Origin of the sequence: Staphylococcus pasteuri, assembly GCF_030547725.1 — a bacterium.
Lineage (GTDB): Bacteria > Bacillota > Bacilli > Staphylococcales > Staphylococcaceae > Staphylococcus > Staphylococcus pasteuri.
Map to the genome: position 1 here is coordinate 1 of NZ_JAUOQO010000003.1, position 25057 is coordinate 25057.

Sequence of the window (25057 nt, forward strand, 5' to 3'; positions counted from 1 at the left end):
GAAACAAATAAAGATAGTTTAGCAGATCAGTCACCACAAGCACGTGAAATACAACAAGCCAAACAAGAAGCGCAAAAAGAAGAGCAACAATCTAATGCAACGCCATCAGCTACAGAATTAGCAGCACAACAAAATGCAATTCAAGCTGAAACAAATAAAGATAGTTTAGCAGATCAGTCACCACAAGCACGTGAAATACAACAAGCCAAACAAGAAGCGCAAAATAAAGAACAACAATCTAGTACAACGCCATCAGCTACAGAGTTAGCAGCACAACAAAATGCAATTCAAGCTGAATCAAATAAAGATAGCTTAGCAGACCAATCACCACAAGCACGTAAAATTCAAGAAGCTAAGGAAGAAAGTCAGAATGAGGAACAACAATCTCATATAAATAGTAATCAACACGTATCATCTGAAGAAGTTGTAATGGCAAAATCTGCTATTAAAGAAGAATCTTCACTATCTGATCCATCAAAAGAAAAAGCTAGCAAATCAACACAATCTAATGCAGATAAATTAGCAAGTGCAGTTAAAACGAAGAAAACAAAATTAGATAATGATGCTAATGTATCAGCTAATACTAAAGCTTTAACAAAAGAACAGGGTGTAGCCAAAAATAATAAACAATCTACACCAAATTTAGTAACTAAAACTGAAGAACAATCAACAAAAAATAATGATGGTTCATTTGCTAATAGACTAGCAAGTGCAGCTAAAACTAAAAAAAGTAAATTAACTAAAGGTTCTAAAGAATCTCAATTAACTAAAGCATTACTTGAAGAAGCACCAATTGCAAAATCAACGATGACTAAAGTACCTAATTTAGTTACTAAAACAACAACAAAATCTAACCAAAAAAATAAATCAGCACAATCATCATCTAAACAATCTAGTACTAAGCAACCAACAAAAAAACAAAGTAAAGCACAGTTTGATAAAGGTGTCGTAACAAGACAAAATAATAATCAATCAACTAAAAAATCTAATAGTCAAGCTAAAGCAACAACAAAATCAACTAAAAAAAATAGTAATCAAACAACAGCACAAACAAAATCAACTAAGAAAACAACAAAATCATCTAATCAAAATAAAGCACAACAAGATAAAACAAAATCTACTCAACAAAAAGTAGAAAAAACAACTAGTAAAATCGAAAAACGTACTTTTAATGACTAATTAGTTTGTATTTAATATAAGTTAATATTATGATATTAATATAAGCACTCATTGGTTAGTATTTGATTTTAGTGGTTAAAATTAAATGTATAACATATTAGAGTGGAACCCATCATTCATTTACAGTAGGATGTATGACGTTCTGCTCTTTTTCTTTTTTAAAATATGTGTTCATAAATGGGAATATGATAATACTATCATATTTTTAGAGAATTTAATCAATTCCGACAATTATAACTTGAACAATAAAATGTTAATTGTTAGAATGATTCGTAAATACATTTATTTTATCGCTTTAAAGTGATACATATAATGTGCAACTAATAGTATAGAGGTGGAATGACTATGGGTAATAAATTAGATAGCTACAGACAAGAAATTGTCTCATTAAACGATCAGATTTTAGAGTTATTATCTCGACGTGGTGAACTAGCTCAAAAAATTGGAGAAGAAAAAATTAAACAGGGTACACGTGTATATGACCCTCAACGTGAAAAGGAAATGATTAACGATCTTTTAGATAAGAATAATGGTCCGTTTAATGATAATGTGATTAAACAATTATTTAAAGAAATTTTTAAAGCCTCTACAGATTTACAAAAATCAGAGAATGAAAAACATTTATACGTATCTAGAAAATTAAAACCGGAAGATACAATTGTTCATTTTGATAATGGAGGTAAATTTGGAGAAGGTTATAAATCATTTGTTTTTGGTCCATGTTCAGTAGAATCGCAAGAACAAGTAGATACAGTTGCTGCTGATTTACAAGCAAAAGGTGAGAAATTTATACGTGGTGGAGCGTTTAAACCACGTACGTCCCCATATGATTTCCAAGGTTTAGGTGTTGAAGGTCTTAAAATCTTAAAAAATGTTAAAGATAAATATAATTTAAATGTCATTAGTGAAATCGTAAATCCAAATGATTTTGAAGTTGCAGATGAATATCTTGATGTTTTCCAAATTGGTGCACGTAATATGCAAAACTTTGAACTTTTAAAAGAGGCTGGTCGTACAAATAAACCAATTCTGTTAAAACGTGGATTATCAGCAACAATTGAAGAATTCACATATGCTGCAGAATATATCGCATCTCAAGGTAATAGAAATATTATCTTATGTGAGCGTGGAATTAGAACATATGAAAAAGCAACTAGAAACACATTAGATATTTCTGCTGTACCAATATTAAAACAAGGTACACATTTACCTGTGATGGTCGATGTAACACACAGTACTGGTAGAAAAGACATTATGTTACCGACTGCAAAAGCTGCACTTGCTGTAGGAGCAGATGGCGTTATGGCAGAAGTACATCCAGATCCTTCAGTAGCATTAAGTGATGCAGGACAACAAATGGATTTAAAAGAATTTAATGAATTTTATAATGAATTAAAACCACTAGCAGACTTATATAACCAAAAGAAATTAAAATAATCGATAATGAAATTAAAGCTACTTCATTGAACAAAAGGTATTTTGTAATGAAGTAGCTATTTTTGGTTTGAATTTAATTTATTTGTACAAAATATATCTTTTAATATGCATCATTAGAAATTTTGTTTTAAAGTGAATATAATTTAAATCTACAATTTTTCTGACAGAAATGTGAACAACAAAACAAATTTATTTCACTGCATCTTTAAATATGGTAAACTTTGAAAATAATATGAAAACACGGTATAATAGCGTATAAAACGCTTGCAAGGAGGAAATTATGACAGTAACAATTTATGATGTGGCAAGAGAAGCCAGAGTGTCGATGGCAACTGTTTCTCGTGTTGTTAATGGTAACCAAAACGTAAAGCCTGAAACTCGAAATAAAGTGAATGAAGTAATTAAAAAATTAAACTATCGTCCAAATGCAGTTGCACGTGGGCTTGCTAGTAAACGTACTACGACAGTAGGTGTGATTATTCCTGATATTTCAAATGTTTATTATTCACAACTTGCACGTGGTTTAGAAGATATTGCTACAATGTATAAATATCATTCAATCATTTCAAATTCAGATAATGATCCTGAAAAAGAAAAAGAAATTTTTAACAATCTTTTAAGTAAACAAGTAGATGGTATTATATTCTTAGGAGGTACAATTTCAGAAGAAATCAAAGAATTAATCAACCAATCATCAGTACCAGTCGTTGTATCAGGTACGAATGGTAAAGATGATCATGTTGCTTCTGTTAACATTGATTTTGAAAAAGCTGCTCAAGAAGTAACACAACATTTAATTGACCAAGGTGCTAAGAAATTTGCATTAGTTGGTGGTGATTATTCTAAGAAAGCCCAAGAAGATGTTTTAGATGGTTTAAATACAGTGCTATCTGATAATAATCTAATATTAGAAGATGCGCTTCATTTAACAGGGGCTGAAAGTTACAAAGAAGGCATGAAAGTTTTTGATGAAATGAAAGATAACTTACCTGATGCTGTATTATCAATCAGTGATGAACAAGCGATCGGTGTGTTACACGGCGCATTAGATTCAGGTATAAAAGTTCCTGAAGATTTACAAATCGTTAGTTTTAATAATACGCGTTTAGTAGAAATGGTTAGACCACAACTTTCAAGTGTAATACAACCATTATATGATATTGGTGCTGTTGGAATGAGATTATTAACTAAGTATATGAATGAAGAGGAAATTGAAGAACCTAATGTGATTTTACCTCATAGAATTGAATATCGTGGTACGACAAAATAATTAAATAATATACGTACTATGTAATAAACACCCCATAAATTAGACTGATAACTAATTTATGGGGTGAAATTATTTGGATGTAAAATCATACCAACTTGCTATTAAATCTGCTACACGTGCATTTTTTTCTGAAATTTCATCAGTTCTAGGTATATACGTATAATCATTCAAACGGTCTTCCCATCTTTTTGGAAGTGTCACTGAGCTATAATGTTTCCATTTATTAATCCAAGTTAATGGTAAATAACCTTTTTGAATAGGCTCATTAATTAAACTTAAATATAAATGACTCCAGGCACGAGGCACAACTCTCCATAAATTATAACCTCCGCCACCAAACATAATTATTTTATTATGAGTATATTTTTCAGTAAGTGCTTTAATTATATAAGGTAGTTGATATAAAGAATTTAAAGTACAACTTATATGTGTTAGCGGATCTCTGTAATGAATATCCACTCCATTGACGCTTAAAATGATATCAGGTTTAAATGCTACAATGACAGGTTCAACTGTAGATTTAAATGAGCGCAAGAATGATTCATCTTCTGTATAAGGTTCTAATGGTACATTGACTGAATAACCATAACCGATATCTTCACCACGTTCAGTATAATGTCCAGAACCAGGAAATAAAAACTTACCAGTTTCATGGATAGAATAGGTTAATACATCATTGCTCGTATAAAAACTCCACTGAGTACCATCTCCATGATGTGCGTCTGTATCAATAATCATTACTCTTTGATTATAATGATTAACTAAATATTGAGCAGTTATAGCTACATCATTATAAATACAAAAGCCATTTGCACGACCTGGTAAAGCATGATGCAAGCCACCACCTAAATGACAACCATTTGTATAAGTACCGTCCATAATCTTATCTGCTAAGTTTAAAGCACCACCTACAATACGAGAACAATGACGATGCATATGTCTAAATGGAACTGTATCATCATTAAAACCATATTTTTTAGCTTCTTCAGAACTTAAGATGCCATGTGATGCATGTTTAATCGCTTGTATATAATCATAACGATGTATCAAAGCGAGTTCATCTTCTGTAGCAATTCGAGGTGTTAAAATATTTTCATTAGATAAAAACTGTGCATCTATTAAAAGTTCAGTTGTTAATTTTAAACGCATTTGATTAAAAGGATGCTCATTATTAAATCTATATTTTAAAATATCATCTGAGTATACATAACCTGTTTTATTTTTATTACTCATAAGCTCATTCCTTTCAATCTGCTAATAAAAGAAGCGGTTTTGAAATCTAATATCGTCGAAAGCATGTTGTTGATCTAAACTAATTCTTTTACCAATTCTAGCCATTAAACAATTTGCTGGATGACTTGTAATTTCTGGATCATCTGTAGCAAAGACTTCTAAACCGCCTTTTTGCATTAATTTTTGCATTAACCGTTTATATTCAAATACATCTAGTTGGGCATGTTTTAAGTCCCAATGCCAATAATATTCAGTTGTTAAGACAATATAATCTTCAAATTCATCAGCTGATAAACTGATTTGAATTAATCTCCCACCTAAATGTAAATGACGGTAACCTTTGCTTAACTCGATTGCACCAAGCTCAATTAAATAGGGGAGTTGGCCAGTAGACCATCTTTCTAATTCATCTGGATAATGATACGTAACATAACCTATAATATGTTGGTCTCTCCGAATAATATAAACTCTACCTTCAGGTAACGTAGTAATTTCTAATAAAGCTTCAAATTGTTCATTGTAGGATCTAAATGCATTTAATCCATCGTCGAAAGTAAGCGTTTTCAAAAAAGAATATGAAACAGGGCCTTCTATTATAAAATGCTGATCTTCTAAGTATATATTCTCTTTAATATAAGATTTTATATGTTGCATATCTTCACCTCCTAATTAAAACCTCCTTGTTCTTTATACTTATTATACTTTTCTTGATGTAAGATGACAAAAATGATGTCAATTATAATTAAATGTTTTGAATAATGTGACAATTATATGTATAATTCACTATAAAGAAAGCGATTTCATAAATCGAAGGGGGATTTTCTTATGAAAGTTGAAGTATATAAAAGTGAACCTGGAAATTATAATTTGCAAGATTATGAACAAACGTATAATAACTTTGATTGGAAAGATGTTGAAAAGGCATTCTCTTGGAATAAGACAGGAAAAATCAACATGGCGTATGAATGTATAGATAGACATGTTGATGAGGGTAAGGGAGAAAAGATAGCATTAAACTATAAAGACGAACGTCGTCATGAATCATACACATTTGAAGAGATGAAAAAATACTCAAATAAAGCAGCCAATGTTTTAAAAAATAAAGCTAATGTTCAAAAAGGGGATAGAGTATTTATTTTCATGTCAAGAACACCAGAATTGTATTTCGCTTTCTTAGGTATTTTAAAAATTGGTGCAATTGTTGGACCACTATTTGAAGCATTTATGGAAAAAGCTGTGGCAGACAGACTTGAAAATAGTGATGCTAAAGTCATTGTTACAAATAAAGCATTATTACCACGAATTCCAAAAGATAAATTACCTAACTTGGAAACAATTGTTGTAGTAGATGACGATGTGGATGAGGCATATGTTGACTTTAATACTGAATTTAAAAAAGCTAGTGATGAGTTTGATATTGAATGGTTAAGTGAAGACGATGGCTTAATTTTACATTATACATCTGGCTCTACCGGTCAACCTAAAGGTGTGCTACATGTTCAAAAAGCAATGTTAGTTCACTATATTTCTGGAAAATATGTATTAGATTTACAAGAAGATGATGTTTATTGGTGTACAGCTGATCCAGGATGGGTAACTGGAACGTCATATGGTGTCTTTGCTCCATGGTTAAATGGTGTTACAAACTGTATTGTTGGTGGTCGATTCTCTCCAGAACAATGGTACAAAATGATTCAAGACTTTAAAGTAACAATTTGGTACACTGCACCAACGGCTTTACGTATGTTAATGAGTGCTGGTGACGATATTGTAGAAAAATATGATTTGTCATCATTACGTTCAATCTTGTCTGTTGGTGAACCACTCAATCCAGAAGTTATCAAATGGTCTAAAGACGTTTTCCATAAACGTGTCTTAGATACTTGGTGGATGACTGAAACTGGTGGACATATGATTGTTAACTATCCTGCCATGGACATTAAATTAGGTTCAATGGGTAAACCATTACCTGGCATCGAAGCAGCTATAGTAGATGATGAAGGTAAAGAATTGCCACCTAATAGAATGGGTAACTTAGCAATCAAAAAAGGATGGCCATCTATGATGCATTCTATCTGGAAAAATCCAGAAAAATATGATTCTTACTTTATCGGAGATTGGTACGTTTCAGGGGATTCTGCATATAAAGATGAAGACGGGTATTATTGGTTCCAAGGACGTGTAGATGATGTGATTATGACTGCTGGTGAACGTGTAGGCCCATTTGAAGTTGAATCTAAGTTAGTAGAACATGAAGCAGTGGCTGAAGCAGGTGTCATCGGTAAACCAGATCCTGTACGTGGTGAAATTATTAAAGCATTCGTAGCACTGAGACAAGGTTATGAACCAACTGATGAATTAAAAAATGATATTCGCCAATTTGTAAAAGAAGGACTGTCTGCACACTCTGCACCTCGAGAAATTGAGTTTAAAGATAAACTACCTAAAACTCGTTCAGGTAAAATTATGAGACGTGTATTAAAAGCTTGGGAATTAGATTTAGATGCTGGTGACTTAAGTACAATGGAAGATTAAAAATTGACATTTGAAAAATGAATTTACAAAACTCTATTTTCATACATTAACGTCAATAAGTAGCGAAAAGGACCTAATTATTTTTAGGTCCTTTTTATGTGTAGAATTTAATGGTATTTTTGAAAACGCTATCAAATATTCGACATCAATAAATAAGTCGGTTATTATTAAAGATGTAAGAGCAACTGAATCATGTACATAACTGATTCTTACACTTATTTTTATAATTTTATAAATATTTATAAGGGGTTGAAATAAGTTGGCACATTTATCAGATTTAGAAATTGCAAACCAATCAAAATTAAGACCTATTAGTGAAATTGCTAATGAGGCAGGAATTTCAGATGAAGCTTTAGAACAATATGGACATTATAAAGCTAAAATTGATATAAACCAAATTAAACCTAAAGACAATAAAGGTAAGGTAGTATTAGTAACTGCTATGAGTCCAACTCCAGCTGGAGAGGGTAAATCAACAGTAACAGTAGGATTATCAGATGCTTTCCATGAACTAAAGAAAAGTGTCATGGTAGCTTTACGTGAACCTGCTTTAGGACCTACTTTTGGTATTAAAGGTGGCGCAACAGGCGGCGGTTATGCACAAGTATTACCAATGGAAGATATTAACTTACATTTTAATGGTGATTTCCATGCTATTACTACTGCAAATAATGCTTTATCTGCTTTCATAGATAACCATATACACCAAGGTAATGACTTAGGCATAGATCAACGTAGAATTGAATGGAAACGTGTTCTAGACATGAATGATCGTGCACTACGTCATGTAAACGTTGGTTTAGGTGGTCCAACTAACGGTGTGCCACGTGAAGATGGATTTAATATTACTGTTGCCTCAGAAATTATGGCTATTTTATGTTTAAGTCGTAATATTAAAGATTTAAGAGAAAAAATAAGTAAAATAACAATTGGATATACACGCGATCGTAAACCAGTTACCGTTGCAGATTTAAAAGTTGAAGGCGCATTAGCTATGATTTTAAAAGATGCAATTAAACCTAACTTAGTACAGACAATTGAAGGTACACCTGCATTAGTTCATGGTGGCCCATTCGCTAACATTGCACATGGTTGTAATTCTATTTTAGCTACAGAAACAGCGAGAGACTTAGCTGATATTGTTGTCACAGAAGCAGGCTTTGGTTCAGATTTAGGTGCTGAGAAATTTATGGATATCAAAGCCCGTGAAGCTGGTTTCGAACCTTCAGCTGTCGTCTTAGTGGCAACAGTTCGTGCTTTAAAAATGCATGGCGGAGTCACTAAGGATAACTTGAAAGAAGAAAATGTAGATGCAGTTAAAGCTGGTATTGTTAACTTAGAACGACACGTTAATAATATTAAAAAATTTGGTGTAGAACCAATTATTGCAATTAATGCATTCATTCATGATACAGATGCTGAAGTAGAATTTGTTAAATCATGGGCAAAAGAAAATGGCGTAAGAATTGCTCTAACTGAAGTTTGGGAAAAAGGTGGCAAAGGCGGAGTTGACCTCGCTAATGAAGTTCTAGAAGTTCTAGATCAACCACAAAATTTCAAACCACTTTATGAATTAGAACAACCACTAGAAGATAAAATTGAGACAATTGTTAAAGAAATTTATGGCGGTTCAAAAGTAACATTCACTAGTAAAGCTCAAAAACAATTAAAACAATTTAAAGATAATGGTTGGGATCATTACCCAATTTGTATGGCTAAAACACAATACTCATTTAGTGATGATCAAACAGCATTAGGAGCACCAAGTGATTTCGAAATCACAATCCGTGAATTAGAAGCTAAAACTGGTGCAGGATTTATCGTTGCATTGACAGGTGCAATTATGACAATGCCAGGTTTACCTAAAAAACCTGCTGCATTAAACATGGACGTAACTGATGATGGACATGCAATAGGATTATTCTAAAATATATAGTTAACCCCTTGATAATTTATTGAATATTATCAAGGGGTTATTTTTAATTTGATGATTTTTTAGGTTTAGTTAATAAATGAGTTTTAATATTATATTGTTTTGCTTTTTGATATTCTGTCTTTGTAATTTTTTCTTCTACTAGCATACGTTTTAGAACATAATGTTGTCTTTGTATGCTATATTCAATTTCATTTGCAGGTTTTAAGTTACCATTTTCGTCATAGGGTGTATAACCATATGGACTTTGTAATAACCCAATAAGATAAGCGGATTGAGCGATATTTAAATGTTCCGCTGAAACACCGAATAAACTATAAGATGCAGATGAAATACCAGTGATATTAGCACCGTTATAATCTCGTCCAAATGGAACAATATTTAAATAGGTGTAGATAATTTCCTTTTTGCTTAATATATCTTCAAGTCGTTGAGCTAGTATAATTTCATTAGCCTTACGACTATATGTTTTTTCATTAGTTAACACTTGATTTTTAACTAATTGTTGTGTAATGGTGCTGCCACCAGAACTATGTTCTTTCTGAGATAAATCTTGAAACATTGCTCTTAAAATGGCTTTTGGAAGAATGCCGTTATGCTGGAAAAATAAAGTATCTTCTGAAGACGTTAACGCTTTAATAACATCTGGATTCACATGTTTAGGGCCTACTATTAATGGATTAAGTGAATGATCATATTCATATAAGATGTCCTTGTTTTTATAATTAATTAAATCATCTCCAGCAAAGTGAATGACTTTATGTTTTAATGCATTATCACTTATTGATGATGCTTCTTTAGTTAGTTGGTGAAAATAAACTAGGGCAGCTAATAAGATAATAAGTGTAAACACTACACCGATTATAAAAACTGAAACAATGATGTGTTTAATTCGTTTATATAATTTTTCAAATCGAAACAAATTATCATGTTGCCGATGTTGTTTCATATTATCCATAGCAAACCTCCTTATTTTAGCTTATTATATCATACTCGGTAAGTTGACTTTTAAAATAATGTTAACTATAATTAGATTCAAATACATAGGTTTCAGATGAAGGACAAGTAGCTTTGTAGAGAATTTCAGAGAGTTAGTGGTTGCTGTGAACTAATATTTTCTATTTTGTGAATACACCTTTTTATTACAAGTCTGACGTTTGATTAATGAACGTATCATTAAGAGAGATATTAGGTTAAAGAATATCCAACAATTTTGGACACTTAGATAACTAAACGTTTGAGTATTATAACAAATGAATTAGTTTTAGAATTGTGGATGATTCACTTATGAAGCCTAAATTTAAGTATGGTGGTACCGTGCAAATGCGCCCTTACATTGATGAGATGTAGGGGCATTTTTTTGTTTAATTGTATATCTAATACACTTTTGATTATAGTAACTTTGAAAGTTATTGATATTTAGATATTCAGTAAAATATGATATGAACTATTTAAACTTAAAAGGCTTATCTTTCAATCACACTTACATCTAAACTTATGATAATAAAAGAATATTTTTAGGAGGAATTGAATAATGTCAAATGCATTAATTGAAGATTTAAAATGGCGTGGACTTATATATCAACAAACTGATGAAGCGGGAATTGAAGAATTATTAAATAAAGAACAAGTAGCTTTATATTGTGGTGCAGACCCAACAGCAGATAGTTTACACATTGGTCATTTGCTTCCATTTCTAACTTTAAGACGTTTCCAAGAACATGGTCATCGTCCGATTGTATTAATCGGTGGCGGTACAGGTATGATTGGTGATCCATCTGGTAAATCAGAAGAACGTGTATTACAAACCGAAGAACAAGTAGAAGCTAATGTACAAGGTATTAGTCAACAAATGCATAAACTATTTGAGTTCGGTACAGATAAAGGTGCAACTTTAGTTAACAATAAAGATTGGTTGGGTCAAATCTCGTTAATTAGCTTTTTACGTGATTATGGTAAACATGTCGGTGTTAACTATATGCTAGGAAAAGATTCTATTCAAATAAGATTAGAACATGGTATTTCTTATACAGAGTTCACATATACTATTTTACAAGCAATTGACTTTGGTCATTTGAACCGTGAATTAAATTGTAAAATCCAAGTAGGTGGTTCAGATCAATGGGGTAATATTACAAGTGGTATCGAATTAATGAGACGTATGTATGGACAAACTGAAGCATATGGTTTAACTATTCCACTAGTAACTAAATCTGATGGTAAGAAATTTGGTAAATCAGAATCTGGTGCTGTTTGGTTAGATGCAGAAAAGACAAGCCCATACGAGTTTTATCAATTTTGGATAAACCAATCAGATGAAGATGTAATAAAATTCTTAAAATACTTTACTTTCTTAAGTAAAGAAGAGATTGATCAATTAGAACAATCAAAAGAGGAAGCACCACATAAACGTGAAGCACAAAAAGCATTAGCTGAAAATGTAACTCGTTTTATCCATGGTGAGGCTGCTTTAAACGATGCCATTAGAATTTCACAAGCATTATTTAGTGGAGATTTAAAATCATTATCAGCTAAAGAATTAAAAGAAGGTTTCAAAGATGTACCTCAAGTTGAATTATCTAAAGAAACTACAAATATTATTGAAGCATTAATTGAAACAGGAATTGCTACTTCAAAACGTCAAGCGCGTGAAGATGTTAATAATGGCGCAATTTATATTAATGGTGAACGTCAACAAGATGTAAATTATGAACTTTCAGATCAAGACAAAATCGAAGACGAATTTACTATTATTCGTAGAGGTAAAAAGAAATACTTTATGGTTAATTACAAATAACTTATTTAAGATCTTGAATCAATTACCTAAAGATCTAAATTGGTGTGTGGGAGGTTAAAACTTGAATAAAGAAGAAGTCATCATGATAGGGTTGCGAAACATGTTTAATAAAATTGCTTGGCTAAATAAAGATGAAATGCAAGAAGCGCTAAAAGAATACAAATCAAGTGAAGTTCATTGTATTGAAGCCATACATGACTTAAAAAACCCTAATGTTAAAAGTTTAACTGAACAATTATTTATGACAAGAGGTGCCATAAGTAAATTGACAAAACGTCTTCAAACAAAATCGTTGATTGAAAGTTATCGAAGCGATAGTAATAAAAAAGAAATATATTTTCGACTTACACCAAAAGGTCAACAAGTTTATAACACACATCAGCAACTACATGCTAAGTTTGAAGCAAGAGATCGAGTGGTATTCGACAATTTATCACAAGAAGAATTTGATAGTATATATCAATTTATTGAAAGATATAATAACCATTTAGATGATGAAATTAAGAAAAATGAATTACAACTTTAAATAAATTTAGAAAGTTATAGTTTCGAGAATGAGGCATTATTGATGCCTCATTTTTATTTTTCAAATTTTTATTGTTGACAAGGAAACAAAATAGGTGTAAATTTGTTGACGTAGAAACAAAAAGGAGTCAACTTATGTCAGAATATAAAGCACAAAGTCAACAAATTCCAAAAGAAACGATGTATGCAGCATGGGCTATTGCTATAGGTGCTATCGCTCCAATGTTAGATTCAACGATGATCAACATTGGTATCAAACAATTAAACCAAACATTTCATACTAGTATTGATGTTGTTCAATGGGGAATTACAGGATATATTCTAGCTTTAGCTATTGCTATTCCATTCTCTGGTTGGTTAATGAATCAATTCAATAGTAAAAAAGTATTTATAATAGCAATGTCATTATTCGGTTTAACTTCATTAATGGTTGGACTTAGTAATTCTGTTAACGTATTTATTCTATTTAGAATTGTTCAAGGTTTTAGCGCAGGTGTTATCACTTCTCTTATGTTTACTTTATTAGTTAAGACTGCAGGTCAAGAACATATAGGTAAGGTAATGGCTATTGTAAGCACCCCAATGATCTTTGGACCTATATTAGGACCTACGTTAGGTGGTTTTATTATTCACTTTGCATCTTGGAGATGGATGTTTTTTATTAATATATTAGTAACTGTTATTTCGGTACCACTTATGATGAAATACGTACCATCTTTTAAACCATTTAACAAAGATAAATCGTTAGACGCTATAGGAATTGCCATGTTAGGAATTATTAGTACAAGTTTAATATATGGTATCACCGAAGCAGGAGATAAAGGTACATTTTTGGATCTTTTAGCAGTCTTTTGTATAACTGTAGGTGTGATATTTATTGTTGGTTATGTCATTTATAATTTAAGGAATCAATTTAATACGATATTACCTATTAACTTATTTAAAAGTAAAACTTACTCAGCTTCAATGTTAGGATTACTTTTGGCTAATATAGGTATTATGGGACCAATGGTTATACTGCCGTTATTCTTTCAATCTTTTAAACATTATACTGCAATCGAAGCAGCTTTAGCATTAATACCTCAAGGGGTAGGGATGTTGATCACACGTCCATATATAGGTAAATATATTGATAGAATTGGTGCAAAATACGTGATTATGATAAGTATTGTGATTGCTATTATCGGCACTTTACCATTAGCTTTTGTAGATCAACATACATCTATCTGGTGGATATCTCTAATATTATTTATTAGAGGATGTAGCGTGGGTGGTATAAATCTTGGATTGATGGCAGATGCATATAAAGGTGTGTCAGAATCACAATTATCAGAGGCTGGTGTTGGCATCAATATGATAGAGAATGTTGGTGCTAGTTTTGGAACAGCCATTATCGCAACTGTAGTCGCTTCTAACATTTCAAAATCTGCTATGCATGATGTTATCAGTAAGCAATTAACAGGATTTCATGAAGGATTTGTGGTTTCTGTGATAGCTATTTTATTTATATTAATTCCAGCGTTATTTTTAACCAAAAATAAACAAGGTATTGATGAATCTTAATTTCATCAATACCTTGTTTTACTATTATTGTGCAAATTGACTTTGTCTTTCTGAAGATGACTGTGTAGATGTTTGTGTTTGTTTTTTTAATTTAACATCAATACTTTTAGTTTTACCATCTCGGATAACTGTTATTTTAATATGCTCTCCGGGTTTCTTATGTTCATATAAATAAGTTCTTAGATCAGTATCTTCTTTAACAGTTTTACTATCAACTTTTGTTATAATATCACCTTTTTTAAGGTTACTATCATGACTCACTTTAGCAACATAAACACCAGATTGACTATCGGTATTCATTTCTTTTCTGTATGATTCAGGGATATCTTGTAAATTGATTAATCCTATACCAATAGATGGACGTTCGATTTTCCCATGCTTAACTAATTGCTCAATTGTAACTTTTACTTCATTACTAGGAATAGCAAATCCAATTCCTTCGACTTGTTCAGATGCAATTTTCATTGAGTTGATACCAACTAAATTACCATTAATATCTACAAGTGCACCACCAGAATTACCTGGGTTGATCGCTGCATCAGTTTGAAGTACATTTACTTTTGTATTGCCACCAGTCGTATTAGCATCAATTGTGCGTTCATTTGCAGAAATAATACCAGATGTGACTGAATTTGCAAATTCTAAACCGAGTGGGTTACCCATTGCAAACACGCTATCTCCTGTTTGAACTTTTGATGAATTTGCAAAATCGATTGATTTGATACCTTTAGTATTATCTATTTTTAATACAGCAATGTCTGTAACAGCATCTTTGCCGACAAGTTTAGCTTTAACTTGTTTTGAATTGTGTAATTGTACTTTTATCTCAGATGCACCATCAATAACATGGTTATTTGTTACGATATAAGCAGAACCGTCACTAATTTGATAAATAACACCTGAACCTATACCAGCTTCTTCTGGTTTAGAAGTTTTTCCTTTTAATAAATCATCAAGGTTATTTGATTTTTGCATATTAATAACTCCAACAATAGCTGGAGAAACATCTTTAATCATCTCATGGACAGAATCATATTTATCACTTTTTCCATCTAATTGATTACCGCCTTTACTATTTGACGCTTCATTAACCGTTGCACCATCATGATTTAATACAGTTTGATTAAGTATCTTACCAATTCCAAGAACGAGTAAGGCACCAATAATACCTGCAATTAATGCAACTAAAATGGTTTTAAACCACGGAAACTTAGGTTTATTATATCGAGATGGTTGTTGTTGAGAATCATAAGATTGATTCGATTGTGTATAATCTGACATATTTGACCTCCAATTTTAATAATCTCTACTCTTAATTATGTAATTTTTTTCACAAAAACGCTAGTCTTCTGCTATCAGACTTTAGACTTATTTAGAAGTTATCTTGTTCATATTGCAGGTAAATGATAAAATCTATATGTTAAATAGAAAACTATATAAGTAGGTGTAACGATGTATAAAGTGATAAGTAGTATTTTATATTTTATTTTAGTTAAATTAGGCAAATCACTATTTGTTATTGGTAAAGAAAACATTCCCAAAGACAATAATTATGTTGTGACTTGTACACATGAAAGTTATAACGAGGTTATAATGTTAGGTATGGCAATTTATCCAAATCAAATTAACTATATGGCTAAGAAAGAATTATTTAGTAATAAATGGGGCGGGAAATTCCTGAGCTCATTAAATGCGTTTCCTGTTGATAGAGAAAACCCAGGTCCAAGTACATTGAAACGACCAATTAAATTACTAAAAGAAAATAAAACTGTAGGCATATTCCCAACAGGTCATAGAACATCAATGGAAGGTGCACCATTAAAAAGAGGTGCAGCTACAATAGCTATGTTAGGTAAAGCACCTATTTTACCAGCTGCATATGTAGGACCTAAAGCATTACATGGATTAGTGACTGGGCAAGCTTTACTTAAATTTGGAGAGCCAATTGATACAAGTGATATTCCTAAAGAGTTAAAGAGAAATGAAAAAGTAGAATATTTAACTAAAGAAATTGAACGTAGAACAACTGCGCTTCAAAAAGAATTAAATGAAATAGCTAAAAATTTATAGTAAAACAATAAAGGTTGGATAATGATTCAAGTACGAATAAATCATTATCCAACCTTTTAATTTTCAGTGATATTAATAAAATAAATAAGTACTAACAATTGTAAAACTAAACTTATTGTTTAATTTTCTCGAATTTATCTTCACTGTCTGGTTTGTCATTAGGTGAATCTAAGGCATAGATTGCTTTCTTTCCTACTTTTAAATAGCCTGTTTCACCACTTAGATTAATCTTAGCTAAATGTTTATGTTCTTTATCATCTTTAATAGACCCTTCAAGTGACATACCACCACTAGTGACTTTGAGTGATTCACCTTTAATCGTAATGATGTCTCCATCACTATTTTGCCATTTTCCTTCAGCTTGTTTAGTAGGGCTACTAGAACATGCTACTAATAATATACTTAAAATTGAAATTAAAACTAAAAACTTTTTCACGTTGCACCATCCTCCTTAAATATTGACTTTATTTTATCAAACAAACAAAAAGTTGTGTATAATACATTTTGTATAATTTATTTTAAATGAATTAATATAAAGTTAAATATTAAGCTATTTATAGATGTATTTAATATCTTTTTTTCGAATTAAAATGAAAGATTTCAAAAAATCACTAATTAAATATCTTGAAAAGTTCATAATTAGAGCGTATTAGCAATTTTAATTATCTTCTTATTCTGATACAATATTTAAGGATAATAATTGATGTGACGGCATTTAAGAACGCTTTCATTAAATATTAACTATAAATAACATTGAATTATATAGTTTTGGATATCAAATACATAATTGTTGTAATTCAATCGAAAAGGGGAGAATTGAATGTATAAATTTTTTCAGAACTTAGGTCGTTCATTAATGCTTCCTGTTGCTGTCTTACCTGCTGCAGCGATTATAGTAGGGATTGGTAACGCACTTAATGCATTACATGTTTTACCTCAAGTAGCTCTATTTTTTGTAGCAGTGGGTACAACTATTTTAGGACAATTGGGAATACTATTTGCGATAGGTGTAGCAATTGGTATGGCTAAGAAAAATGATGGTGCCGTTGCACTTGCCGCAGCATTAGGTTTCTTTGTTGTTACACAAGTACTATCACCTAAAAATTTAGCACCTATTTTACATATGAAACAAAGTTCCATAGATTTATCATTTGAAAAAATGGATAATGCTAATGTTTTTGTAGGTATTATTATTGGTTTAATTGCAGCATATACCTATAATAAATTTAGTGACACTGAATTACCAGTTGCATTATCGTTCTTTAGTGGGAAACGTTTAGTTCCAATACTAACAGCCTTTTTCTGTACTTTCTTAGCAATTATATTATTATTTGTTTGGCCAGTTGTATATGGTGCAATCATGACATTTGGAACATGGATTGTAGGTATGGGGCCATTTGGAGCCTTTATATATGGTGTCGCTAACCGTTTATTAATTCCAACTGGTCTACATCATGCATTAAACACTGTATTTTGGTTTGATACAATTGGCATTAATGATATCGGTAAATTCCAAACTGGTAAAGATGCTGTTCATGGTATAACAGGTCGATATCAAGCTGGTTTCTTCCCAATTATGATGTTTGGTATGCCAGCAGCGGCATTAGCGATGTATCATACTGCTAAAACTTCACAACAAAAGCAAGTTTATGGCTGGTTTTTAGGAAGTGCTATTGCTGCATTCTTCGTTGGTGTCACTGAACCTATTGAATTTGCGTTTATGTTTGTAGCACCTGTATTATATGTTATTCATGCTTTCTTAACAGGTCTATCACTATTTATTGCAGCACTTTTCCATTGGACAGCAGGATTCTCATTTAGCGCTGGTCTTATAGATTATCTATTATCATTAATTAATCCAGTATCTAATCATCCACTCATGTTACTAGTACAAGGTGTTGTATTCTTTATCTTATACTACGTCATCTTTAGATTTGTTATTCAAGTATTTAACTTAAATACTATTGGTCGTGGAGATAATGAATTAGCTGATCCAACAGACGAAGATGCTATTGAAAAAGAAAATGATAATGGTAAACCAACTAAAACAAGTAAATATACTAAGTCAGCTTCACAAATACTGGAAGGTTTAGGTGGTAGCCAAAATATTACTACCTTAACTAATTGCGCAACAAGACTAAGACTCGAACTTAAAGACAACTCAAACATTGATGAACAAAAAATCAAGAACGCTGGAGCTGTTGGTGTAACTAAAAGTGGTCAACATTCTACGCAAGTGATTATAGGTACACATGTTCAACAAGTAGCAGATGAAATTGAAAAACAAATGGAACAATAATATTAAAGTAGAGCAAATTCATTTTTGAATTTGCTCTATTTATTTTCACCATGTATATTATATAGTATCAGAATTTTCTGAAAGGGAGTAAGATAGATGAAGTCAGTTTTATTTGATGTTGATGGTGTAATTTTAAGTGAAGAAAGATGCTTTGATGTTTCAGCATTAACAGTATATGAATTGCTAATGGATAATAATTACTTAGGTTTGGATAATAACAATAATTTAAACCATCTTGATGATGACATAATTTCAAATGTAAGGTCTAACATCTTTGTGAATGATAAGGTATTGCATCAATTAAAATCATTAGGCCTTAATTCTAATTGGGATATGCTCTATATTGTATTTTGTCTACATTTTATTAAAATATTAAAGCTACTGCCATTAGACAAGATCGAAAATGTATTACAAACAAAGTCTATAAAACCATCGCAATTACAATTAATAGGTCAGTCTATAACCAAAGATTATCAAATTGATTATAATTTACCACTTACTTTTTTAAATTCGGTTGATAGTGGGAAAGAGAATATTTTTGCAGCTTTACAGAAATTTGCTAAAAGTGAGCTTAGTGTGAGTAATGTATCACTATTTGAATTTAAAAGTTCATTGTGGTATTTATCGCAATCTATATATCAAGAATGGTATTTAGGATCAACCCTATTCGAGACTGTTGAAGGTCAACCAGCATATAATAGTGATAAAACTGGCTTTATACATCAAGAAATTGTCATTCGTCCAGTTGAAGAATTGCAAAGTTTGTTTAATGATTTGAAAAATGCAGGCTACCGTATTGCAATAGCAACAGGTCGACCTAGAACTGAAACGCTTGTGCCTTTTGAATCATTAGAATTATTACCATACTTCGACAATAATCACATTGTGACAGCAAGTGAAGTGATGAAGGCAGAGAATTTATATCCTAATTATAAGCCATTAGGTAAACCTAATCCTTTTAGTTATATTGCTACATTAAATGGTAATAAAGAAGAAGAATATTATAAATATGCTTCGGTACAAAATGATATTGTAAATAAAGAAGATGTTTTTATAGTAGGGGATTCTTTAGCAGATTTATTAAGTGCTAAGAAAATTGGTGCTACTTTTATAGGAACATTAACAGGACTAAAAGGTAAGCAAGCTAAATCAGAATTAGAGTCATATGAAGCGGATTATATTATTAATCATGTTGGTGAATTAAGACAGATTTTATTATAAAAATAAGCTACAGAATATATGAGTAATGTACTGGATACAACATTCATATATTTCTGTAGCTTTAATTACTTTAAGGTTTAAATCGTTAGCTTGGTACTTATAATTTTATTAAATGGTACGACTTGATTTAACTCTTCAATAATTTGTTGAGGTGCTTGTTGATCAATAGAGAGAATCATTAATGCCTGTCCACCTTCATCAGTTCTTCCTAAAGTCATTGACGCAATATTTATACCTTTAGAACCTAATAAGTTTCCAGTTTTACCTACAATGCCAGGTTGGTCATTATGACATGTAACAATTTGATATTGATTAGGCTTAAAATCTAAAGAGAAGTTATTAATTCTAACAATTCTAGGACCGAATCCGGCTAATACTGTACCACCGATTTTAATTGAATCTTTATCATTAGATAATGATAATTCTATATAATTACTGAAACCAGAATCATTTTTATTCTTTTCAATATTGTAAGATACATCTTGTTTATTTAATAAAGCAAGTGCATTTATAATATTAACTTCATCTGCAAAATCTTCTTTTAATATATGAGTAACTATAGTTCTTGTAATTAGACTTGTATCTGCTTTGGCAACATCACCGTCATACGTCATTGTAATTTTACTTGGTGCACCACTTAATAATTGTATTCCAAATTCTCCAAGTGTTGTAGCTAAAGATAAATAATCTTTAACGTTTTGATCTACGTTATTCATATCCATCTTAGGTGCATTAACGGCATTTTTGACAGTACCATTTGTAAGAATATCTTTCATTTCATTAGAAACTGATATAGCTACTTTTTCTTGAGCTTCTACCGTTGAAGTTCCTAAATGAGGTGTCACTATAATCTTATCGTGTTCAATTAGTGGTGAATCTGTAGGCGGTTCATGTTCAAAAACATCAATTGCTGCCCTAGAAATAAGTGACTGATCTAATGCATTTACAAGTGCTTGTTCATTAATAATACCGCCTCTTGCAACATTTATAATTTGTAAGTTTGGCTTAGCTTTTTTGAAAAATGCCTCACCTACAATACCTTTCGTTTTAGGTGTAAGTGGCGTATGGACTGTGACAAAGTCGGCATTTTCAGCAATTTCGTCAACTGTTGCTAATTTAATGTCTAATGTTTTTGCTTTATCTTCGGTTAAATAAGGGTCAAAAGCTAAGATATTCATACCAAAACTTTGCGCACGTTTGGCTACACCTAAACCAATACGACCTGCACCAATAACACCTAATGTTTTGTTATATAATTCAGTACCACGAAAAGCTTTACGGTTCCATTCACCTGATTTTAAAGATTGATGCGCTTGAGGAATATTTCGAGCCATAGCTAAAATCATTGCGATTGAATGTTCGGTTGCAGATATTGTATTACCGTCTGGTGCATTGATTACTAAAATCCCTTTTAAAGTAGCTGAGTCGATGTCGATATTATCTACGCCCACGCCAGCTCTTGCAATTACTTTTAAGTTTGAAGCGGCTAGAATGATTTTATTCGTAACTTGTGTTTGACTGCGTACAATTAATCCTTCATATTCGGGAATAATATTGATTAAGTCATCTTCTGATAAATCGGTTTTTATATCAACTTCAAATTGTTCATCTTCCAATAAACTCTTTATACCCTCATTTGAAATAGGGTCGGACACTAAAATTTTATGACTCATGATGAATCACCTCCATGAATTTAGATATACCTGTTCCGATATAATTAGTTTTTCTTGCTTCAGTAAGGATTAGTTCTAAAGCTGATACGACGGATAATATATCAAATGGAGAAATCTTACCCATATGTCCTATTCTTAGGATTTTCCCTTTTAAATGTCCTTGTCCTCCGGCAATTGTAATATTAAATCGGGATTTAAGTTGGTTTTTAATTAATGATAGTTCATCTTTTGTATTAGGAATGAAAGCTGTGACAGTAGGGGAAGCTACATCATCATCAACTAATAATTTAAGGTTTAAGGCTGTTAAAGCAGCACGGAGAGCATCTCTTATAAGATAGTGTCTTTCAATAACATGGTTGAAGCCCTCATGTTTAACCAAATCAACATATGCATTAACGCCTCTAAATAGCGCAACATTAGGTGTAAAAGGCGTTGAGTGATTATTTGCTGAATCAATATATTTATTTAAATCAAGATAGAATCTTGGTGTAGTTACTTCGTTAAATCTTTGCTTTGCTCTATCATTATAAGCTACAAATGCTAATCCAGGAGGTAGCATAATAGCTTTCTGACTACCTGAAACTAAGACATCTATATTGTCTTTGACTAAATCTACTTCAACAGCTCCAATACAGCTAACGCCGTCCACTACAAAAAAAATATCTTTATCATATGTTTTAAGTGATTTTCCTAGTTTATGGATAGGGTGTAAAACGCCAGTTGATGTTTCACAAAATTGAGAGAACACAGCTGTTATTTTTACATTTAGTGATTTGATATAGTCTATAAACTGGGCAACATTAACTGCTTTTCCCCAAGTAACCTCAAAGACGTGCACATTGCTATAATACGTTTCAGCTATTTGTTTGAATCGATTACCAAATGCACCTGAAACTATAATGACAATATGATCGTCAGGGTTAGCGATATTTAACATACTTGCTTCAAGTACGCTAGTACCACTTGAAGTTAATATTAAAATATCATTTTGAGCACCGAATATTGGTTTTAAGCCACTAAATGCTTCTTCAGCAATCGTCTCAAAATCGGGAGATCGATGACCTACCATAGGTAATTGAATTTGAGCCATAATTTCATCAGGTACAGGGGTTGGTCCAGGTGTAAGTAAAAGGGGTTGATAATAATGCATAGAATATTCCTCCAACTGTAAGATTTAATTATTTTAACAAATATTCTGAAAATTTAAAAGATAAAATTAAAAGCTACCAGTCTGATTACTATTAATCACAAAAGAACTGATAGCTAGAATGTATTATTTAATTGTTGGTTTAATATGTACAGCAACGTTATTTCTAATTGAGTTAGAGATCATACAGTTATTGTCAGCAATTTTTAACAGTTTAGGTAATCGATTTTCAAGACTTTCTTTGTTATGTGGTGCAACTTCGATTTCAGGATAATGCGTAATGGAATCCATTCTAAATTTACCATTTTCAAATATAGCAGTGCCTATAGATGATTGTGTTATAGAAATATCTTCGTAACCTGCTCTTTCAAGTGTAGCTGCTAATGAAATAATGTAACATGACGAGGCAGCACTAACTAATAATTCGTCTGGGTTCGTACCGACCCCATTACCGCCAAGCGTACTAGGTATAGATATTTGTTCATTAATAATATCACCTGTAACGTTGCCAACTTCATTTCTACCACCATGCCATTTTGTTTGAACTTTAAAATCATGTTGAACCATTTAAATTGACCTCCTGTGTCATTATGGTAATTTAAGTTTAGAATATATCTAAACAAATTAAAAGAAAGGTGACTTTCATGACAATTGAACGACCAAACCAATCATTCAAGTTAATCGCGCATAGAGGATTACCTAAAGATTATCCAGAAAATACATTGATTGGGTATCAACATGCGTTAGATTTACCGATTGATATGTTAGAAATTGATTTGCATTATACTAAAGATAACAAACTAGTTGTAATTCATGATGATACAATTGATCGTACTTCTAATGGAAAGGGAAAAGTAAAAGATTATACACTAGATGAGTTAAGACAATTTGATTTCGGATCAAATCATTATGGTCAACCGAATCATATACCCATTCCCACATTTGATGAAGTGTTACAATTACATTCAAATAGTTCTAAAACATTACTTATTGAAATTAAAAAGCCAAGTCAATACCCAGGTATTGAAACAATGATTGTAGACAAACTTAAAGAATATAAAGTTCCAACTAAAAAAGTGATTTTACAATCATTTGATTTTAATAGTGTAAAAAAACTTTCAGATATGAAAATAGAATATGAATTAGGAGTATTAATTAGTAAGAAAAAATATTGGTACAAGTTACCTAATTTTAAAGAAATCGCTCAAGTAGCCAATTATGTAAATCCTAACTTTAGTCTCATAAATAAACATTTTATGGACAAAGCACATAGCGAATATTTAAAGGTGATGCCTTATACAGTTAATGAGACGAAAGATGCAAATCATCTTATCAACTTAAAAGTGGATGGCATTATAACAGATATACCAGATAAATTATAAATAGAAGAGGGGAAACAAACATAACGTTAGTTTCTCCCTTTTTAAAGATTAAAAGATATAAAAAAACACCCAATCTCCAAAAGGAAATCGGGTGGAAAATATAAACCAATTATCTTGAGTAGTACTCAACGATTAATTGTTCATTGATTTCAGCTGGTAACTCGCTACGTTCAGGGAAACGAACGAAAGTTCCTTTTAAGTTGTCAGCATCAAAGTTTAAATATTCAGGTACGAAGTTGTTGATTTCAACAGACTCAGTAATGATATCTAATTTTTGTGATTTTTCACGAACGCTGATTTCTTGACCAGGTTTTAATGAATATGATGGGATGTCTACGCGACGGCCATCAACTTCAATGTGACCATGGTTAACTAATTGACGTGCTTGACGACGAGTACGTGCTAAACCTAATGAATAAACTACTGCGTCTAAACGACTTGCAAGTAAAATCATGAAGTTTTCACCGTGTACACCGTATTGTTTAGCAGCGATGTCAAAAGTGTTACGGAATTGACGTTCTGTCATTCCATATAAATAACGTAATTTTTGTTTTTCACGTAATTGTAAACCATATTCTGATAATTTTTTACGTTGGTTTGGACCATGTTGTCCTGGTGCGTAAGGACGTTTTTCTAATTCTTTACCTGTACCGCTTAATGAAATACCTAAGCGACGAGATTTTTTCCAGTTTGAACCTCTGAATCGAGCCATAATAAGACTCCTCCTTTTTCTTTTTTGTTGTTATGAATAAACAAAAAAGAGTGTTATATGCTTATTAAGATATGTTGTTTT

Annotated in this window: 21 protein-coding genes; 12 read left to right on the forward strand and 9 right to left on the reverse strand. The window is 31.5% G+C overall.

Going from position 1 to position 25057, the window contains the following annotated elements; translation table 11 throughout:
• The 3 genes from Q4528_RS03660 to ccpA all read left to right on the forward strand — a co-directional run.
• On the forward strand, window positions 1-1179 hold a 1179-nt coding region (locus tag Q4528_RS03660), incomplete at its 5' end, for a smooth muscle caldesmon (protein WP_303520573.1).
• A gap of 345 nt (window positions 1180-1524) precedes the next feature.
• Window positions 1525-2616, forward strand: coding sequence for a bifunctional 3-deoxy-7-phosphoheptulonate synthase/chorismate mutase (locus Q4528_RS03665; protein WP_046466819.1), 1092 nt, complete (start codon window positions 1525-1527; stop codon window positions 2614-2616).
• 280 nt (window positions 2617-2896) lie between these two features.
• The gene (ccpA, locus tag Q4528_RS03670; protein WP_017638256.1) at window positions 2897-3886 is read left to right on the forward strand and encodes a catabolite control protein A; all 990 of its coding nucleotides are present in this window, start codon (window positions 2897-2899) and stop codon (window positions 3884-3886) included.
• Window positions 3887-3955: 69 nt separating this feature from the next.
• On the opposite strand, the gene Q4528_RS03675 is transcribed toward ccpA, so the two are convergent.
• Window positions 3956-5119 carry an acetoin utilization protein AcuC gene (locus tag Q4528_RS03675; protein ID WP_303520578.1) on the reverse strand — a complete coding sequence of 388 codons (1164 nt, stop codon included), beginning with the start codon at window positions 5117-5119 and terminating at the stop codon, window positions 3956-3958.
• A 21-nt stretch (window positions 5120-5140) separates the two neighbouring features.
• Window positions 5141-5773 (reverse strand): GNAT family N-acetyltransferase, encoded by a 633-nt coding sequence (locus Q4528_RS03680; RefSeq protein WP_046466817.1) that lies wholly within the window; start codon window positions 5771-5773, stop codon window positions 5141-5143.
• 171 nt (window positions 5774-5944) lie between these two features.
• Between Q4528_RS03680 and acsA the strand changes: the two genes are divergently transcribed.
• Entirely contained in the window at window positions 5945-7654 is a 1710-nt protein-coding gene (gene acsA, locus Q4528_RS03685) for an acetate--CoA ligase (RefSeq protein WP_046466816.1), read from the forward strand.
• A 259-nt stretch (window positions 7655-7913) separates the two neighbouring features.
• Window positions 7914-9581, forward strand: a complete 1668-nt coding sequence (locus tag Q4528_RS03690; protein ID WP_029055653.1) for a formate--tetrahydrofolate ligase — start codon at window positions 7914-7916, stop codon at window positions 9579-9581.
• Between the two features lie 52 nt (window positions 9582-9633).
• Here Q4528_RS03690 and Q4528_RS03695 read toward each other — a convergent pair whose 3' ends face one another.
• Complete coding sequence (locus tag Q4528_RS03695) at window positions 9634-10545, reverse strand: transglycosylase domain-containing protein (protein WP_046466815.1); 912 nt, start codon at window positions 10543-10545, stop codon at window positions 9634-9636.
• A gap of 576 nt (window positions 10546-11121) precedes the next feature.
• Between Q4528_RS03695 and tyrS the strand changes: the two genes are divergently transcribed.
• The 3 genes from tyrS to Q4528_RS03710 all read left to right on the forward strand — a co-directional run bounded on the left by tyrS (window position 11122) and on the right by Q4528_RS03710 (window position 14472).
• Window positions 11122-12384 (forward strand): tyrosine--tRNA ligase, encoded by a 1263-nt coding sequence (gene tyrS / locus Q4528_RS03700; RefSeq protein ID WP_046466814.1) that lies wholly within the window; start codon window positions 11122-11124, stop codon window positions 12382-12384.
• 61 nt (window positions 12385-12445) lie between these two features.
• Window positions 12446-12910: a MarR family transcriptional regulator gene (locus tag Q4528_RS03705; RefSeq protein ID WP_017638249.1), complete on the forward strand. Its 465-nt coding sequence runs from the start codon at window positions 12446-12448 to the stop codon at window positions 12908-12910.
• A 134-nt stretch (window positions 12911-13044) separates the two neighbouring features.
• Window positions 13045-14472: an MDR family MFS transporter gene (locus Q4528_RS03710; RefSeq protein ID WP_303520583.1), complete on the forward strand. Its 1428-nt coding sequence runs from the start codon at window positions 13045-13047 to the stop codon at window positions 14470-14472.
• Window positions 14473-14496: 24 nt separating this feature from the next.
• On the opposite strand, the gene Q4528_RS03715 is transcribed toward Q4528_RS03710, so the two are convergent.
• A complete protein-coding gene (locus tag Q4528_RS03715) occupies window positions 14497-15753 on the reverse strand; it encodes a S1C family serine protease (protein ID WP_046466812.1) in 1257 nt (418 codons plus the stop codon).
• 171 nt (window positions 15754-15924) lie between these two features.
• On the opposite strand from Q4528_RS03715, the gene Q4528_RS03720 reads away from it, so the two are divergent.
• Window positions 15925-16542, forward strand: a complete 618-nt coding sequence (locus tag Q4528_RS03720) for a lysophospholipid acyltransferase family protein (RefSeq protein ID WP_017638246.1) — start codon at window positions 15925-15927, stop codon at window positions 16540-16542.
• Between the two features lie 112 nt (window positions 16543-16654).
• Here Q4528_RS03720 and Q4528_RS03725 read toward each other — a convergent pair whose 3' ends face one another.
• Window positions 16655-16978 (reverse strand): DUF2147 domain-containing protein, encoded by a 324-nt coding sequence (locus Q4528_RS03725; RefSeq protein ID WP_046466811.1) that lies wholly within the window; start codon window positions 16976-16978, stop codon window positions 16655-16657.
• 384 nt (window positions 16979-17362) lie between these two features.
• Between Q4528_RS03725 and nagE the strand changes: the two genes are divergently transcribed.
• Both nagE and Q4528_RS03735 read left to right on the forward strand, forming a co-directional pair.
• Window positions 17363-18841, forward strand: coding sequence for an N-acetylglucosamine-specific PTS transporter subunit IIBC (gene nagE / locus Q4528_RS03730; RefSeq protein WP_046466810.1), 1479 nt, complete (start codon window positions 17363-17365; stop codon window positions 18839-18841).
• Window positions 18842-18937: 96 nt separating this feature from the next.
• Complete coding sequence (locus Q4528_RS03735; RefSeq protein ID WP_046466809.1) at window positions 18938-20062, forward strand: HAD family hydrolase; 1125 nt, start codon at window positions 18938-18940, stop codon at window positions 20060-20062.
• 77 nt (window positions 20063-20139) lie between these two features.
• Here the strand turns inward: Q4528_RS03735 and serA are convergent, their stop codons facing one another.
• The 3 genes from serA to Q4528_RS03750 form a co-directional block, all read right to left on the reverse strand.
• Complete coding sequence (gene serA, locus Q4528_RS03740) at window positions 20140-21735, reverse strand: phosphoglycerate dehydrogenase (protein WP_303520587.1); 1596 nt, start codon at window positions 21733-21735, stop codon at window positions 20140-20142.
• Window positions 21725-22885, reverse strand: a complete 1161-nt coding sequence (locus Q4528_RS03745; RefSeq protein WP_046466807.1) for a pyridoxal-phosphate-dependent aminotransferase family protein — start codon at window positions 22883-22885, stop codon at window positions 21725-21727. Before Q4528_RS03745 ends, serA begins: the two co-directional genes overlap by 11 nt.
• A gap of 123 nt (window positions 22886-23008) precedes the next feature.
• Complete coding sequence (locus tag Q4528_RS03750) at window positions 23009-23449, reverse strand: OsmC family protein (RefSeq protein ID WP_046466806.1); 441 nt, start codon at window positions 23447-23449, stop codon at window positions 23009-23011.
• A gap of 77 nt (window positions 23450-23526) precedes the next feature.
• Between Q4528_RS03750 and Q4528_RS03755 the strand changes: the two genes are divergently transcribed.
• A complete protein-coding gene (locus Q4528_RS03755) occupies window positions 23527-24264 on the forward strand; it encodes a glycerophosphodiester phosphodiesterase (RefSeq protein ID WP_046466805.1) in 738 nt (245 codons plus the stop codon).
• 109 nt (window positions 24265-24373) lie between these two features.
• On the opposite strand, the gene rpsD is transcribed toward Q4528_RS03755, so the two are convergent.
• Window positions 24374-24976, reverse strand: a complete 603-nt coding sequence (gene rpsD / locus Q4528_RS03760) for a 30S ribosomal protein S4 (RefSeq protein ID WP_017638238.1) — start codon at window positions 24974-24976, stop codon at window positions 24374-24376.
• Window positions 24977-25057: the final 81 nt, after the last annotated feature.